General features: G+C 61.8%; 17 protein-coding genes and 2 pseudogenes. 8 read left to right on the forward strand and 11 right to left on the reverse strand.

Going from position 1 to position 15,084, the window contains the following annotated elements; all coding sequences use genetic code 11:
- Nucleotides 1-266 precede the first annotated feature (266 nt).
- The 3 genes from C7G61_RS23310 to C7G61_RS23320 all read right to left on the reverse strand — a co-directional run bounded on the left by C7G61_RS23310 (nucleotide 267) and on the right by C7G61_RS23320 (nucleotide 1,999).
- Nucleotides 267-857, reverse strand: a complete 591-nt coding sequence (locus C7G61_RS23310; protein WP_108518861.1) for a hypothetical protein — start codon at nucleotides 855-857, stop codon at nucleotides 267-269.
- Between the two features lie 49 nt (nucleotides 858-906).
- Nucleotides 907-1,575 carry a hypothetical protein gene (locus tag C7G61_RS23315; RefSeq protein WP_108518863.1) on the reverse strand — a complete coding sequence of 223 codons (669 nt, stop codon included), beginning with the start codon at nucleotides 1,573-1,575 and terminating at the stop codon, nucleotides 907-909.
- A 157-nt stretch (nucleotides 1,576-1,732) separates the two neighbouring features.
- Nucleotides 1,733-1,999: a DUF2277 domain-containing protein gene (locus tag C7G61_RS23320; protein WP_108518865.1), complete on the reverse strand. Its 267-nt coding sequence runs from the start codon at nucleotides 1,997-1,999 to the stop codon at nucleotides 1,733-1,735.
- A 130-nt stretch (nucleotides 2,000-2,129) separates the two neighbouring features.
- Between C7G61_RS23320 and C7G61_RS23325 the strand changes: the two genes are divergently transcribed.
- Both C7G61_RS23325 and C7G61_RS23330 read left to right on the forward strand, forming a co-directional pair.
- The gene (locus tag C7G61_RS23325) at nucleotides 2,130-2,369 is read left to right on the forward strand and encodes a DUF2188 domain-containing protein (RefSeq protein ID WP_108518867.1); all 240 of its coding nucleotides are present in this window, start codon (nucleotides 2,130-2,132) and stop codon (nucleotides 2,367-2,369) included.
- Between the two features lie 119 nt (nucleotides 2,370-2,488).
- On the forward strand, nucleotides 2,489-3,553 hold the full coding sequence (locus C7G61_RS23330; RefSeq protein ID WP_108518870.1) for an alpha/beta fold hydrolase: 1,065 nt from the start codon (nucleotides 2,489-2,491) through the stop codon (nucleotides 3,551-3,553).
- Between the two features lie 42 nt (nucleotides 3,554-3,595).
- Here the strand turns inward: C7G61_RS23330 and C7G61_RS23335 are convergent, their stop codons facing one another.
- Nucleotides 3,596-4,255 (reverse strand): hypothetical protein, encoded by a 660-nt coding sequence (locus C7G61_RS23335; protein ID WP_145963672.1) that lies wholly within the window; start codon nucleotides 4,253-4,255, stop codon nucleotides 3,596-3,598.
- A 388-nt stretch (nucleotides 4,256-4,643) separates the two neighbouring features.
- Here C7G61_RS23335 and C7G61_RS23340 point away from each other — a divergent pair, with 388 nt between their 5' ends.
- Both C7G61_RS23340 and C7G61_RS23345 read left to right on the forward strand, forming a co-directional pair.
- On the forward strand, nucleotides 4,644-4,997 hold the full coding sequence (locus C7G61_RS23340; RefSeq protein ID WP_108518874.1) for a hypothetical protein: 354 nt from the start codon (nucleotides 4,644-4,646) through the stop codon (nucleotides 4,995-4,997).
- Nucleotides 4,998-5,061: 64 nt separating this feature from the next.
- Nucleotides 5,062-5,664, forward strand: a complete 603-nt coding sequence (locus tag C7G61_RS23345) for an MSMEG_1061 family FMN-dependent PPOX-type flavoprotein (RefSeq protein ID WP_108518876.1) — start codon at nucleotides 5,062-5,064, stop codon at nucleotides 5,662-5,664.
- Nucleotides 5,665-5,795: 131 nt separating this feature from the next.
- Here C7G61_RS23345 and bfr read toward each other — a convergent pair whose 3' ends face one another.
- The 3 genes and pseudogenes from bfr to C7G61_RS23360 all read right to left on the reverse strand — a co-directional run bounded on the left by bfr (nucleotide 5,796) and on the right by C7G61_RS23360 (nucleotide 7,152).
- Complete coding sequence (gene bfr / locus C7G61_RS23350; protein WP_108519161.1) at nucleotides 5,796-6,281, reverse strand: bacterioferritin; 486 nt, start codon at nucleotides 6,279-6,281, stop codon at nucleotides 5,796-5,798.
- Nucleotides 6,282-6,420: 139 nt separating this feature from the next.
- Nucleotides 6,421-6,694: pseudogene (locus C7G61_RS23355) on the reverse strand ((2Fe-2S)-binding protein).
- 182 nt (nucleotides 6,695-6,876) lie between these two features.
- A complete protein-coding gene (locus tag C7G61_RS23360) occupies nucleotides 6,877-7,152 on the reverse strand; it encodes a hypothetical protein (RefSeq protein ID WP_190241935.1) in 276 nt (91 codons plus the stop codon).
- 193 nt (nucleotides 7,153-7,345) lie between these two features.
- On the opposite strand from C7G61_RS23360, the pseudogene C7G61_RS23365 reads away from it, so the two are divergent.
- A pseudogene (locus tag C7G61_RS23365) lies at nucleotides 7,346-7,656 on the forward strand (hypothetical protein).
- 321 nt (nucleotides 7,657-7,977) lie between these two features.
- Nucleotides 7,978-8,250: a hypothetical protein gene (locus tag C7G61_RS23370; RefSeq protein WP_108518881.1), complete on the forward strand. Its 273-nt coding sequence runs from the start codon at nucleotides 7,978-7,980 to the stop codon at nucleotides 8,248-8,250.
- Between the two features lie 193 nt (nucleotides 8,251-8,443).
- Here C7G61_RS23370 and C7G61_RS23375 read toward each other — a convergent pair whose 3' ends face one another.
- The 3 genes from C7G61_RS23375 to ettA all read right to left on the reverse strand — a co-directional run bounded on the left by C7G61_RS23375 (nucleotide 8,444) and on the right by ettA (nucleotide 12,417).
- Nucleotides 8,444-9,637 (reverse strand): lytic murein transglycosylase, encoded by a 1,194-nt coding sequence (locus C7G61_RS23375; RefSeq protein WP_244608448.1) that lies wholly within the window; start codon nucleotides 9,635-9,637, stop codon nucleotides 8,444-8,446.
- Between the two features lie 73 nt (nucleotides 9,638-9,710).
- Complete coding sequence (locus C7G61_RS23380; protein WP_057853003.1) at nucleotides 9,711-10,298, reverse strand: TIGR00645 family protein; 588 nt, start codon at nucleotides 10,296-10,298, stop codon at nucleotides 9,711-9,713.
- Between the two features lie 469 nt (nucleotides 10,299-10,767).
- Nucleotides 10,768-12,417 carry an energy-dependent translational throttle protein EttA gene (gene ettA, locus C7G61_RS23385; protein ID WP_108518886.1) on the reverse strand — a complete coding sequence of 550 codons (1,650 nt, stop codon included), beginning with the start codon at nucleotides 12,415-12,417 and terminating at the stop codon, nucleotides 10,768-10,770.
- 251 nt (nucleotides 12,418-12,668) lie between these two features.
- On the opposite strand from ettA, the gene C7G61_RS23390 reads away from it, so the two are divergent.
- Both C7G61_RS23390 and C7G61_RS23395 read left to right on the forward strand, forming a co-directional pair.
- Entirely contained in the window at nucleotides 12,669-12,863 is a 195-nt protein-coding gene (locus tag C7G61_RS23390; RefSeq protein ID WP_190241936.1) for a hypothetical protein, read from the forward strand.
- Between the two features lie 126 nt (nucleotides 12,864-12,989).
- Nucleotides 12,990-13,949 carry a D-2-hydroxyacid dehydrogenase family protein gene (locus tag C7G61_RS23395; RefSeq protein ID WP_108518888.1) on the forward strand — a complete coding sequence of 320 codons (960 nt, stop codon included), beginning with the start codon at nucleotides 12,990-12,992 and terminating at the stop codon, nucleotides 13,947-13,949.
- 6 nt (nucleotides 13,950-13,955) lie between these two features.
- Here C7G61_RS23395 and C7G61_RS23400 read toward each other — a convergent pair whose 3' ends face one another.
- On the reverse strand, nucleotides 13,956-14,918 hold the full coding sequence (locus tag C7G61_RS23400) for an NAD-dependent epimerase/dehydratase family protein (RefSeq protein ID WP_108518890.1): 963 nt from the start codon (nucleotides 14,916-14,918) through the stop codon (nucleotides 13,956-13,958).
- Nucleotides 14,919-15,084: the final 166 nt, after the last annotated feature.

Below are 15,084 nucleotides of genomic sequence, written 5' to 3' on the forward strand. Positions count from 1 at the left end.
CGTGCGCGCTGATATCCATGATGGCCCGGAGCACCACACGCTCCAATCAGAGGCCGGATACATTGATGCAAGACCGCATCTGCCAGGTTGACGAAACCTCTTGCAACGCGCGGCCGGACCATACATTCGGGTCATTCGCGTGGGTTTGGCCGGACCACGGCGACTTCCGGTCTGCCACGGTGAACAGACACCTTTCAGGATAGGAGGGGATGTCTCAAAGGTGCCAGGTTCAGCCATTCGGTATCGAACTAGCGGATCGGCGCTTTCTACTCTTGGTCGCCACCAGTCGGCACCCAATCCTGGGGGAGCCTGTGCCATGGCTGATCAGGAAAACGTCTCGCTGTTTCCTCCTTGACCTTCCGCTCGCGCCAGATTGGTCCGCCGATGTGCCATTCAGCTTCTTCTTCTCCGAAGTCGGCAGTGAGGCGCTGTGGAATGTGATACTCCGCGTCCCAGACAGCGATAATCTCCATGTTCTGGATCGCGGGATCTTCGACACGCGTGTCATGGCTCGGCTTGCCGCCTGCCCATACCGTTACGTTCAACGTTCCTACCGGCCACTGAACTGAATAGCGTATCTTCTGCAACTCTTTGTGCAGCGGGAAACGGCCCAGATTCTTCCATCGACCGGACCTCAATGCCCGGCCTATGGATGGATGGGCAACGACGACTGTCGTCATCACGTTCGACGACAAGACACCTTCTGGCCCCGCCAAATTGTGCTCTCGACGCCGGAAGAAGCCGATGGCTTTGTCCGGCGTCACCTGGCCGTAGTAAATCCAGGCGGCTTCGCCCGCTATCGCATAAAGGGTTCCCGCCCTTAGATCGGCTCTGGCTTTAGGGTCAGCATCGAACATGGTGCAAAGGAAAGGCGTTGATCAATTTCGCCGCCGGCAATCTCGGCCGTCAGCGCGAGAACTGTGGTCCGGCGAGAGGCGGCGGGCGAGCCACCGACGATGACTGTACGGCCGATGATTGCGCCTTGGGTTGCGGAGGTTTGGGCTGCGGGATGGAGGCCGCCTGCTGGGCCGGGGCCTGCTGTGCCGGGGCCGGAGGCGTGAACGACATCTTCTGTCTGATGTCCTCCTCAACAGCCTTTAATGCCGCAATGTTCTGGGCCATCTGCTCTTGCTTGGCAGCGAGTTGTTCTACGCCGCGCCGCACGACATCGAGATTGGACGCCAAGGGCGCAAGCTGCCGCATCGGGTCCGCGGAAGTTGCAGCCACGACCGGCGGCTTCGTCGTCGAAACGGGTAACACCCAGGCCAGCGCCGGAGCCCGGGCTACCAGCATCTCCGTTGCTGCATCACCGTAGGACTGCCAGCCAAGCGTGGCGCCGACACCGATGAGAACTGCAATAGAGAACCGGGTAAGGGAGCGGAATATTCGCTTGCCAATCGACGGCCGGCCGCTCGCCAGCGGTCCCTCCCCGAAGCGGTAGTGATGGGGAGAATCGATCGACGGCTTCATGCGCCGTCTACCAATGCGCTGATCGGATCGGACGTCCGGATCGCGCGCAAGCCCGCCGTACGAAGGTTCTTCGGCTGTCAGTGGCGGGCTTTGCGAGTATAACATTGGTACCTCCACCGACGGTTCTTCCAAATTCTTGAGGGAAGAGGCGATGCTGGTTTGACGGAAGGGAGGCCGGAGCGCAGCAGCCCTGGGGCGTTTGTGAGATCGCCGCGCGATTTTGAGGCGTCCGCATACTCAGCGGCAATGGCTGCGCCGCGCCCTAGCCGAACCTCGCCCGCGAGCGCTCCCTCGCCTTCTCGGCCTCGACCTCGCGGTCACGCGGCGCGGCGTTGGTCTGCAGCGAGGCCAGCAAGCGCCGCGCACTGTCGGACACTTCGGAAACCGCGCGGTTGAACGCCTCGGCGTTGGCCTGCGACGGTGAATTGAAGCCGGAGAGTTTTCGCACGAATTGCAGTGCGGAAGCATGGATTTCGGCGTGGGTAGCCGGGGGATCGAAATTGAACAGGGTCTTGATGTTGCGGCACATGGTTTTCTCCTCTGCACCCGCCGTCGATCAAGGACGAACGGCCGGTGCAAAATCCGACAGCATGGCCTATTCTGTCATGGATCACGCGGCGTGTTCACCCCTGTCGGTACATGCAAACAGCGAGTTCCCGATGACCCATGTGACCTACAAGATCGTCGAACATGACGGCGGCTGGGCCTACACCGTCAACGGCGTGTTTTCCGAGCCGTTTCCGAACCGCGCCACGGCGCTGGCCGCCGCCCGGCGCGTGGCGGCCGAGCAGCGGGTGCCGGGCCGCACGGAAATGATCGAATACGAAACCCCGGACGGGCGTTGGCACTCGGAGACCGCCGCCGGCAATGACCGGCCAGAGACCGAAGTGGAGGGTTAGGCGGCGATCTGGTGACGGTGAAATAGCCGGTGTGCTAGGCTCCCTGCCAAGCGGTCCGCAAAGACAGCCGCAGCCTTGGAACAGCAAGCTTGGCACAGTAAGCCTTGGGGGAGACCATCATGAATTTTTCGCACGCCGCCTTGTCGGCCGCCGCACTGGCCCTTACCTCCATCACCGCTTTCGCCGCAGACTATCCCGCGCCGAAACAGGGCGAGTGGATCGCCAGGGATTTCAAATTCCACTCCGGCGAGACGATGCCGGAGCTGCGGCTGCACTACACCACCATCGGCGAGCCGACCGGACAGCCGGTGCTGGTGCTGCACGGCTCGGGCGGCTCGGCCGCCAGCATGCTGACGCCGGGTTTTGGCGGCGAATTGTTCGGTCCCGGCCAGCCGCTGGATGCCGCGAAATATTACATCATCATTCCTGATGGTCTCGGCCACGGCAAATCGTCAAAGCCCTCCGACGGCATGAAGACCGCATTTCCGAAATACAATTACGAGGACATGGTCGACGCGCAGTATCGCCTGGTCAAGGAAGGTCTCGGCGTCAAACATCTGCGACTCGTGATCGGTAATTCGATGGGCGGCATGCACACCTGGATCTGGGGCGGCAAGTATCCGCAATTCATGGACGCGCTGGTGCCGATGGCGTCGCAGCCGACCGAGATGGCGGCGCGCAACTGGATGCTGCGGCGGATGATGCTGGAGACCATCAAGAACGATCCCGACTACAATCGCGGCAACTACATCACCCAGCCGCGCATGATGAAATACGCCATCAACGCCTATGGCATCGCGACCGGCGGCGGCACGCTGGCCTATCAGGCGCTGGCGCCGACGGCGGCGAAAGCCGACAAGATGGTCGACGACCGGCTGGCAACCGCCATCACCGCCGATGCCAACGACTTCATCTACCAGTGGGAAGCCTCGCATGATTACAATCCAGCGCCGTCGCTGGAGAAGATCGAGGCCACACTGTTGTTGATCAATGCCGCCGACGACGAGCGCAACCCGCCGGAAACCGGCGTCACGGATGCCGCGCTGAAGCGCGTCAAGAACGGCCGCCTGTTCCTGATCCCGGCCTCCAGCGAGACGCGGGGCCATCTCACGACCGGCAATGCAAAATTCTACAAGAAGCAGCTGGAGGAACTGCTGCAGACCGCGCCGCAGCGGGCGATGTGAGCCGGCACGCGCATTGAAGCGAGCACGCGATCCAATCGTCCGTCATCTCCGAAATTCGGGGCAGCTACCCCATGGGACGTTGCGCGCGAGGTTTTTGTCGGGACTACCTTTCAGCCCGGCATGCAGAACGTTCACTGCCTGCAACTCGTATCGGTCGGTGGCGAGATCATGCGAAAAGATCACGTCAATGGTCGTGTACCACCATATCAGGCAAAGGACACACGCAGGCGCGAACCGAACCTGGGGCAAGAAGTATTTGAAGTAAACGTGCGAAGCGGCGCTGCCCATATCCGCCACTTCTAGAGTATGGACGTATTCAGCGCCCATGCTGCGCATAACGGCATGGCCCGAAGCCAGCTGGCGATTAATAGACGCATCGGGTCCAGCAAGCTCTCTGACATGTGAGAGAAGCTGATCATTTACATTGCTGCTGAAAGATGCCGTCGGGCCCCGAAATCCCGCGTCCGACGGCCAAAACACGCCGTTCGACAGACCAGGCCATACCGTCCAGCGTTGCGCGCCGGCGCGCGACAATATGTTCTGGTATTCATCACCGCCAATCGAACCGATGCTGCATTTCTCCAGCCCGAAGCGTTCGGAAAAGCTGAAAGCCCAGAGCAAGACCGGGAGCGCAAACAGCAATCCCACGGGAGAAAGCAGTCCTATCGCAATCTTCGGGTTCGTGCCCAAGACGTTTTCCAATCGTGACGTTTCCAATCGTGGTGATGACCGTGCAGCGGCTCCTTCCACCAACCTCAGGCGGCGAGACCGTAGTTTGGCAGCCTGCTGCGCCTGGTACTCACCACAAATCCACACGCAAGATCGATAGCACGTTCATGCTGCCCTTATTTCAAGGCGGGTCAGTTCGATACGACTGTTGAGCCAGCCGTGGCTCGCATCAAGCCTGTGTACGGGACGGCGAGCCAGACGTCCTGATTTCGCACCGCATCATTTTGGGAACGGCCCCATCGCATATTATTTGAGCGCGCATCCGCAAGCGGAGTCCGGTTGAATTGTCCGCGATACGATCCTCGAAACGATTCGTGGGTCGCATGCTCGCGAGGACAACGGCAACACAGCGGAGGACCGGATGCGGAGGCTCGCGCAGTTCGTTTTGATCGCCTTTCTGCCGATGCTGGCCAGCACAGCGCTCGCCGTCGACCGGGGCCAGTTCGGCCATGTGCCGCCTGATATCCGCGCCTGGTTCAAGAGCGTGATCGCGCCGAACGGCGTGCCCTGCTGCGATGAGTCGGACGGACATCGCACCAGCTACGACGTTCGCGGTGGCGCCTATTGGGTTCCGATCGAGGGCCAATGGATGCAGGTGCCCGAGCGCGCGGTGATTCGCGACCAGGGTAACCCGATCGGCGAAGCCGTGGTGTGGTATGTGCATCACCGCGGCAGCATCATCATCAGCTGCTTCGTGCCGGCGGACGCGGTCTAGATTCTCTCAAGATGACGCCCGCGACGCGGAATGATAATCTCACCGAAAACCTGAGGAGCCGCCCGTGACTGATTTTTCCGCCAGCGACCTCGCCGCGATCTACCCCGCGCCCTCACCGCGCGTCATCGCAAAGGCGCGGCCGGAGATCGACGTCCATGCGAAAAAATTCATCGGCATGTCGCCGTTCTGCGTGCTGGCCACGTCAGGCGCGGACGGCAGCGTCGATGCATCGCCGCGCGGCGGCAATCCCGGCTTCATCCATGTCGCGGGACCGAACCTGCTCTTGATGCCGGATCGCTCGGGCAACAACCGCATCGACAGTTTTCGCAACATCGTCGAGGGAAGTGGCTTCGTGCAGCTGATCTTCTTCGTGCCTGGGATCGACGAGACGCTGCGCGTCGGCGGCAAGGGCAAAGTGTCCGCGGAGGCGGAGCTGATGGCCTCGATGGTGGAGTTCGGCAAACCGCCGCGCGCCGTGCTGCGCATCGACGTGAGGGAGGCCTATTTCCACTGCGGCAAGGCGCTGATGCGCTCGAAATTGTGGGGAGGTGAGCGGGTGGAGCGCTCGGTGATGCCCAGCATCGGCGAAGTGATCCACGACCAGACAGGTCTTGGCGAGCGCGAAAGCCAGGACGTGATCTACGAGCGCTACAAGACGCAGTTGTAGAGCTCCGTCATGCCCGGGCTCGTCCCGGGCATCCACGACTTAACGGTATCGCGGCGACGAAGACGTGGATGGCCGGGACAAGCCCGGCCATGACGAAGTGATAGCGTTGCGTGCTAAAGCGAGCGGAACACTCAGTCCCCGTTCTCCAAGCCGCCGACATGCTTCTGTGTGTAGAGATCAAGCCCGATGCGCTTGATCAAATCGAGTTGGGTTTCGAGGAAATCGATGTGATGTTCCTCATCCTTCATCACGCTCTCGAACAGATCGCGCGAGACGTAATCCTTGACGCCATGGCAATAGGTCGCGGCTTCCTGATAGAGCGTGCGCGCGGTCATCTCGGTTGCAAGATCGCATTCGATGATCTCCTGAACGTTCTGGCCGATGCGCAAGGGATCGAGCACCTGCATGTTGGGGAAGCCGTCGAGGAACAGGATCCGGTCGGTGAACTTGTCGGCGTGCTCCATCTCCTCGATGGATTCCTTGCGCCAGACCTTGGCCATTTCCAAAAGGCCCCAATTGTTCAGGAGCCGGTAATGCAGCCAGTACTGGTTGATCGCGGTGAGCTCGCTGCGCAGGCCCTTGTTGAGGAAGTCGATAACTTTGGGATCGCCCTGCATGGTCCACTCCGATTTTCCCAGGCCAAACGCGACCTGCCACTGCATTTAGAACGCTTCTAAATGAGTTTAGTGCCGAGAGCAACCGTTCCGCGAAAAAAGCGGTGGAAACGGCGGAAATCAGTGGAATTCGAAGGGGTTTTCAGCAGGCCGCGAGGGCGAAGGCGAGCAGCTTGCTGCGCAGGCTCGTCGTTGGCGGCCTGGCGGCTGTGCGGGCAACCGGAGCAGCATTCCTTGGCGCAGGCACCGAGCGCTTCGTCGATGATGGTCTTGATGGTGCGCGCGCACCGGCCGCATTCGGCACTGCAGCCGAGGCAACCATAAATCTGTTTCGGATTTCGCGGCAGGTCCGTGGATGCGCTTACAGCATTACGGACATCGTGGTCGCTCAAAACGTTGCAGGAACAGACGATCATGAAACCGATAAAACCTTGGGTGATGCGACCTCATCGATATTTAAGAGCGCGACGAGATGCAAAAGGAAAAGCCGCATTTTCAAGCAATTCCAAACTGATGCCGGGGGAACACTGGAATGAATCTAAAAAGGCGTCGTTGCGGTAGGTCACACTGGCACTGATTTACCGGCAGGTTTTCGGCGTCAATCGCCACCACTGCCACCGCCGCCGCCGTCGCCACCGCCTCCTCCACTGTCGCCGCTGGAATCGCTGGACGAGGTCGAACTATCCGACGAAGAATTGTCGCTGCCGAACCATGAAAGCGGGTTCCAGCCGCCACCGCCGGAACTGTCGCCCGAGCCTATGCCGGAAGCGTCGCCACCTGTGCTCTCGCGCCTAGTCTTGCGGTTTTGCGCCCGGCTCATGAGCAGGTAGCAGATCAGCGACGTCCCGCCGACCGCCACCATGAATGCCGTCATTCCGCTCGTCATTGTGTCCTTGCGTTCCGGGGCTGAGGAGGAACCTTTGGTATCTACACACCGCAATTTGCCGGTTCGTCCCATTTTCGTCGCCCCGGACGCACAGGCCGTTCATTGATCATTCAAGCGAAATGTGGAACTTTTGCCGGGACAAGATTTGACGTCCTTTGCTCCCCACGAGAAAGGTGAAGCCATGAAGAAGACATTGATGGCGCTCGGCGCCGCCGCCGCATTGACCGTTTCGGCCGTAGCGATCCCCGCTCCCGCCCAGGCGCAGCGCGGCGTTGCAGCGGGCGTCGCCGCCGGATTGATCGGTGGCGCCATCGTCGGCGGCGCGATTGCTTCGCAGAACGGCTACTATTATGGCCCGGCTATTATTCCCCCGGCTATGGCGGCCCGGCCTATGTCGTCGATCCCGGCTACGGCGAATCCTGCTTCTGGCAGCGGCAGCGGTTCTGGGATGGTTACGGCTGGCGGGTCCGCAACGTCAGGGTTTGCGACTAGAGCGCTATCGGTTCTGATTGCATCAGAACCGAAGCTCTAGATTCTAGTTTTGACGCGTTTTCTTCACGCGAACCGGTATCCACTTCGCTCGAAAACGCTATGGCGAGCCGTTCATCTTCATTAAATTGCGTCTAGCATCCCGGAACAGCGCGGCTTTTCCGGGATGCACGCCTTTTCCGGCCCGAAAAAGACCGCTTTTTCCGGTCACGCTTCGGGAACGTTTACTTTCGATTGACCCATGTCGAAGCGGCAGTTCGAAACGGCGTGTGAGTCATCCCTAAACCCGGCGCTCGAAGGCGCCACCCCAGGAGAGCCCAGGACATGAAGAAGACATTTGCTGCCTTGGTCGCGGTCGCAACGATTGCCGGTTCGCTAGCCTCGACACCCGCAAGCGCACAGCGTGGCGTTGCCGCAGGCGTGGCGGCCGGCTTGCTCGGCGGCGCGATCATCGGTGGCGCAATCGCCTCCAGCCGCCCGGCCTACGGCGGTCCGGTGTATGTGGAAGAAGCGCCCTATCCGGCGTGCCGCATGGTTCGCGAGCGCTTCTGGGACGGCTATGACTGGCGCTATCGCCGCGTCGAGATCTGCAACTGATCTGATCGATTGGCGCGCGAGCCGCGCGTCTTGATCGAAAGCCTGGCCGATATCTCGGCCGGGCTTTTTCTTTGACCGGTCCTGTAGCCCGGGCGAGCGAAGCGACCCCGGGGACAGGGGCGACAAAACCACCGGCGATTCCATTTGGCTGGCACCGCCCCCGGATTGCGCTTCGCTCCATCCGGGCTACGGGTCAACGCCCCGCGCCGATCGAGCGCAGCACCGCTTCGCTCGGCCAGCAATCGACCTTGAGGCCGGCGGACTTCTGATACGCGCCGAGCGCCGCGCGGGTCTGCATGCCCGCCTTGCCGTCGAGCTTGTCCTTGTAGAGGCCGATGCGCGTCAGATGACGCTGCATCGCCTCGACATCGGCGGAGCGCAACTGCGTCGAGGCGGACCATGGTGTGGCGAACGGCTGCGGGCTCGTCATGCGGTCGGCGAGATGGCCGACGAACAGCACATACAAGTCGGAGAAATTATATTCCTTGATGACGAAGTAGTTTTTCGTGGTCAGGAATGCCGGGCCGTAGATGCCCTCCACCTGCAGCAGCGAGGCCGGTTGCGCCTGCTCCGCCGCGCTCAGCTTTTGTCCGCGCACCGGCACAAAACCCGCGCGCAGCCATTCGGCGATCGGCTTGGTCACCTCGGGCACGCCCATGGTGCAATCGACATTGGCGGGCGCCTTCACCTCATAGGCCCAGCGAACGCCCGGCTGCCAGCCCTTGTTGACGAGCTGCTGCGCGGCAGCGGCCAGCGCGTCCGGCACCGAATGCCAGATGTCGACCCGGCCATCGCCGTCGAGATCGACGCCGTGCTTGTAATATTCGGACGGCAGGAACTGCGTGTACCCGGTGGCGCCGGCCCAGGATGAGCGGAAGTCTTTGCGCGCCACTGCGCCCTCGCCGAGAAGCTTCAGCGCCAGGATGAATTCACCCCGGTACTGATCCTTGCGTCGCCCGACATAGGCCTGCGTGGCAACGACGCGCAGCGTGTCGTAAGGCAGCCGGTAGCGGCCATAGTCGGTCTCGCGGCCCCAGATCGCGAGCACGATGCTTGAAGGAACGCCGAAACGCTTTTCGATCTCGGTGAGCGCCGCGCGATGCTTCTGCATCAGCTTCTGCCCTTCGGCTGCGAGCCGCGCGATGGAAGCTTCCTTCACGTAATCGGCCGGCACCTGCACGAACTCGGCTTGCGACGGTGCGCCGGTGGCGGGCCGGCCGGGCAGCAGGAGATCGGGCAATTTGTAATCGGGTTCGAGCCCCCTCGTCTCGGCATCGAAGGTCGCGCGCGACACGCCGGCCGCCTGCGCCTCCGGCCACAGGGAAGCAATGAACTGGGTGAAAGCAGCATCGGCGGCGTGAACCGGGCGCACCGCGCCCGGCGTCATCGCTGCCAGTATCAGAACCGCGGCTATCAACCCCTGTCGCAAACCGGAATCCTGTCGATCGACACGCCGCCCATCAATGCGAGGCGGCCTTGGCATGTTCGGTGGAAACATTCGACAACCTGTCGACATAGGCAATGCCGATCGCCGACAGAATGAAAACCGTGTGGATGATAGTCTGCCACATCACGCCGGTTTCGGTGTAGCCGCTCTTGCCCGAGGCCAATCCTCCGGCCTCGATGAAGGTGCGCAACAGGTGGATCGACGAGATGCCGATGATGGCCATCGCCAGCTTGATCTTGAGCACGCTGGCGTTGACGTGGCTGAGCCATTCCGGCTGATCGGGATGTCCTTCCAGATTGAGGCGGGAGACGAACGTCTCGTAGCCACCGACGATGACCATCACCAGCAGGTTGGAAATCATCACCACGTCGATCAGGCCCAATACCGCGAGCATGATCTGCTGCTCGCTGAAATCGAAGGCGTGGGCGAACAGGTGCCACAACTCCTTCAGAAACAGCACCACATAGACGCCCTGCGCGACGATCAGGCCAAGATAGAGCGGCAGTTGCAGCCAGCGGGAGCTGAAGATCAGCAGCGGGACCGGACGCAATGCCTTCCTCTGAGCTTTGGGCGGCAACGGTGTTTCGGGAGTAAGGGACATTCAGGAGGGCTCGCTTGCGGAGGATTCGAATTGCGGAAGGCGGTCTATATCTACGCAATCTGACCGCGCTGTGAAGCGACAACTGGCCGCAGCGGATATTACGGGATCGTCACGTTATTCCTAGCTTCAAGGCAAAATAGCGGTCTTGCACGCCCGGCGCGAAAAGTTTGCCCAAGCCTGATCTCGCGATCGAGAAGCATGCGCTGTCAGCACGGCGAGAGCAACGATCGGCGCCCGGCCCATCCGTTTACAGCTACGTTCAGCGAGAAGCAGGAACAGGCTAAGTGCACGCAGTCTATCAGCAGGTCGTCCCTGCGAACGCAGGGACCCATAGCCACCGAACGCAGATGCGTTAGACGGCATTAGCAATTACTGCCATATCGATAGATCACGCGGTATGGGTCCCTGCGTTCGCAGGGACGACACTTGTTACGCCGCCGCAGCCCAGCACATCGGCCAATGCCTGAAATCACCGCGTCAGCTTCTTGTACTTCACGCGATGCGGAATGATGCTGTCCTGGCCGAGCCGGCGCATCTTGTCCTTCTCATAGTCCTGGAAGTTGCCCTCGAACCATTCGACATGGCTGTCGCCTTCGAAGGACAGGATGTGGGTGGCGATGCGGTCGAGGAACCAGCGGTCATGGCTGATGATGACGGCGCAGCCGGCGAAATCCTCCAGCGCCTCTTCCAGCGCGCGCAGCGTATCGACGTCGAGGTCGTTGGTCGGTTCGTCGAGCAGCAGCACGTTGGCGCCGGACTTGAGCATCTTGGCGAGATGCACGCGGTTGCGCTCGCCGCCTGACAGCGCGCCGACTTTCTTCTGCTGGTCGGCGCCCTTGAAGTTGAACGAGGAGCAATAGCCGCGCGAGTTGACCTCGCGCTTGCCGAGCAGGATCAGTTCGTTGCCGCCGGAAATCTCCTCCCAAACGTTTTTCTTGCCGTCGAGATCGTCGCGCGACTGATCGACGTAACCGAGGTGCACGCTCTCGCCAACCGTGATCGTGCCCTGGTCCGGCTTCTCCTGTCCGGTGATCATGCGGAACAGCGTGGTCTTGCCGGCGCCGTTGGCTCCGATCACGCCGACGATGCCGCCCGGCGGCAGCTTGAAGGTGAGGTTATCGATCAGCACGCGATCGCCGAAGCTCTTGCTGAGACCTTCGAAGTCGACGACGTTCTGGCCCAGGCGCTCGGCGACGGGAATCGTGATCTGCGCGGTCGTGGTCTGCTTCTCGCTCGCCTGCTTCAGCAGATCTTCATAGCGCTGATAGCGCGCCTTGGACTTGGCCTGGCGCGCTTTCGGCGAGGACGCGATCCACTCCTGCTCGCGGGCGAGCGTCTTCTGGTGCGCGGCATCCTCGCGGCCTTCCTGCTCCAGCCGCTTCTGCTTCTGCACCAGCCAGGACGAATAATTGCCCTCGTAGGGAATGCCCTTGCCGCGATCGAGTTCGAGGATCCACCCCGTGACGTTGTCGAGGAAGTAGCGGTCGTGGGTCACGATCAGGATCGCGCCGGGATAGTTACGCAGATGGCCTTCCAGCCACGACACAGATTCGGCGTCGAGATGGTTGGTCGGCTCGTCCAGCAGCAACAGCTCCGGCTGGTCGAGCAGCAGCTTGCACAGCGCGACGCGACGGCGCTCGCCGCCCGAAAGCTTGGTCACATCGGCATCGTCGGGCGGACAGCGCAGCGCGTCCATCGCCTGGTCGACCTTGCTGTCGAGATCCCAGAGGCCCGCGGCCTCGATCTGGTCCTGCAGCTTGGTCATCTCGTCGGCGGTTTCTTCTGAATAATTCATCGCCAGTTCGTTGTAGCGATCGAGGATCGCCTTCTGCTTGGCGACGCCCTCCATGACGTTCTCGCGAACCGACTTGGAAGGATCGAGGTGCGGCTCCTGCTCGAGATAGCCGACGCGGGCGCCCTCGGCGACCCAGGCCTCGCCATTATATTCCTTATCGAGGCCGGCCATGATCTTGAGCAGCGTCGACTTGCCGGAGCCGTTGACGCCGAGCACGCCGATCTTGGCGTCGGGGTAGAACGACAGATGGACGTTATCGAGCACCTTCCGGGTCGGGTAGCTCTTGGTCAGACCTTGCATGAAATAGACGAACTGGCGCGCCATCGAGAGCCCTTAGAATCGTTGGATTTTGCGGAGATTTGCTGCCGCTGATGTAGCTGCGTGGCCCCGAAAGGGCAACCGCGGGAACCCGTTTTCCATCCGTTCACCACGGATGAATACGGGTTGGACACCATGTGGGCCGAGATCCCGACAATTGAAACTATCTTTTAATAAATCAGGCGAAAACTCGTTTTCAGGCGCCGAATAAGGCGTTTACGCGGCCAGCCGCCGCGACTGAAAAAAGGGCCCGCGTCATGGCTACGATCAGCTCGGCATCCCTGCACGCCCCGGCGAACAGCCGCGACGGACTGGAAAAACCCTTCGCAGAACTCCGCGCCTTCTTGCGCCAGTTCATCGCCAAAGCGTTCGATCCCTACCGGCCGGAACTGCACTATATGCGCGGCCCGGGCCCGGCTTGGCGCGCCAAGCATCCCGGCCGTTCGAACTGAGCTATCCGGTTATTTGAGGCAGCCCCGCATTTAAGTCCGCTTGCGCCATCTCTGATTGCGCGCAACCATGGCGACCTTTCCCGACGGCCATCCCGCCGTCGTCCTCGCCATCAACGGACCATCCCCATGACGCGGCTGCGCTGTGCAATCCTCGACGACTATCTCAATGTGGCGCTCTCGGTCGCCGACTGGTCCAAAGTCTCCGACCGCGTCGACGTCACGGTGTTCAACCAGCCGTTTGCTACGGCTGAGGCCGCTGCCGGTGCGCTCAAGGATTTCGAGATTATCTGCGCGATGCGCGAACGCACCCCGTTCCCGCGCACGATGTTTGCCGCGCTGCCCAATTTGAAACTCCTGATCACCTCGGGCATGCGCAATGCCGCCATCGATATGGAAGCCGCCAAGGAGCACAAGGTGACGCTGTGCGGCACGCAATGGGGCCGTGACCCGACCGCGCCGCTGACCATGGGCCTGATCCTGGAACTGACCCGCAATATCGGCCGCGAAAACGCCCGCATGCATGCCGGCGAGCCCTTGCAGAAATTCGTCGGCATGGAGATCGAGGGCCGGACGCTCGGGGTGATCGGCCTCGGCAAGCTCGGCACCAAGGTGTCGAAACTGGCACAGGCCTTCGGCATGAACGTGATCGCCTGGAGTCCGAACCTGACACCGGAGAAGTGCAAGGAAGCCGGCGTGACCTACGCCAGCAAGGAAGAGCTGTTCTCGACCGCCGACATCGTCACCATCCATGTCGTGCTGAGCCAGCGCTCGCGCGGGCTGGTCGGGCGTGATGACCTCGCGCGAATGAAGCCGACCGCCTACCTCGTCAACACCGCGCGCGGACCGATCGTCGACGAAGGCGCGCTGCTGGAGGCGCTGACGCAAAAGAAGATCGCGGGCGCCGGCGTCGACGTGTTTTCGGTCGAGCCGCTGCCGGTCGACCATCCCTTCCGCAAGCTCGACAACATGGTGCTGACGCCGCATCTCGGCTACGTCACCGGAGACAGCTTTCGAAACCACTACCAGCAGATGGTTGAGGGCATCGACGCCTGGTTCAAGGGCGAGCCGAAGCAGCGGTTGGCCTGAGCGAGTTCAAGCGGCGTGTTGCGTGGCCCGGCTCGCGACCTCCGCGAATCCCTGGCGCCACGACGGATGCGCCGGCCGCCAGCCCAGCTCCCGCCTGGCCTTGGCGTTGGAGCCTGCCCGCACCTCGGTCATCATCGAAACCAGGTGCTCGCCGGCGAACAACCGGCCAAGCCAGGCCGGCACGCGTATCGGCGGCCTGGCTCCAACCAGGGCGGCAAGGGCGGGCAGCCATTCGCTGACTTCAGCCGGTTCATCGTCGACGATGTTGTAGATGTTGCCGGGCTCGCCGCGCTCGACGGCGGCAACGGTAGCGGCGGCCGCATCATCGACGTGGATGAACGACCACTGGCCGCCACCGCCGCCGATCAACGGCACGCGCCGGCGGCGCAACTGGTCGATCATCGCGCGCGAGAGCATTCCGGTGTCCGGGCCGTAGAATGATCCGTATCGCAGGACGATACCTTCCGGACTTGCCGAGCCGGTGACGGCGTCCTCCAGATACCGGATCGCTTGGAGGGTGCGGTGCAGTTGCTCCGGCGGATCGGGATCCAGTTCATCGGCCTCCGCCTTGATCTGCTCGCCGCCGCGGCCGTAGGTCCAGCCGCAAAAGCTCTGGGCGATGAAACGTTTCACCCCGGCTTCGCGGGCGGCCGCCAACAGGAAATCGGTGCCTTCCGTGCGCAACCGGTTGGTGGTGGCGAAGGCACGATCGAAATGCCTGAGATCGGTAACTGCCGCCAGATCGGTCATCTGGTCGATGATGATGTCGGGCTTCGCCGCGATCACGGTGTCAAGAATGGCCGCCTCGTCGAGCCCATTGGCGATCGCAGGTTCGGCGCCCATCCGTTTGATGATCACGGCCTTCGCCGGCGTTCGCGTCGTGCCGACGACGGAATGACCGGCTGCAATGAGCTGCGGAACGAGCTGAAGGCCGACGGCGCCGGTGGCGCCCGCAACAAGAATTCGCATGGCGTGATCCTCATATTCGTTGCGACCGAGCGGCAGGTAGTCGGAGCGAATGTGAAATCAAGCGTGCGAACGTGGCGGCGGCGAAAATCTGTGCGAGCCGCGGAACTCAGATTAGCCGAGGGCCGATTGCACCTCGTACCCCAACAAAAAGGCGCGCTCTCGGCGC

This window comes from Bradyrhizobium algeriense, assembly GCF_003062295.1.
Classification (GTDB): Bacteria; Pseudomonadota; Alphaproteobacteria; order Rhizobiales; family Xanthobacteraceae; genus Bradyrhizobium; species Bradyrhizobium algeriense.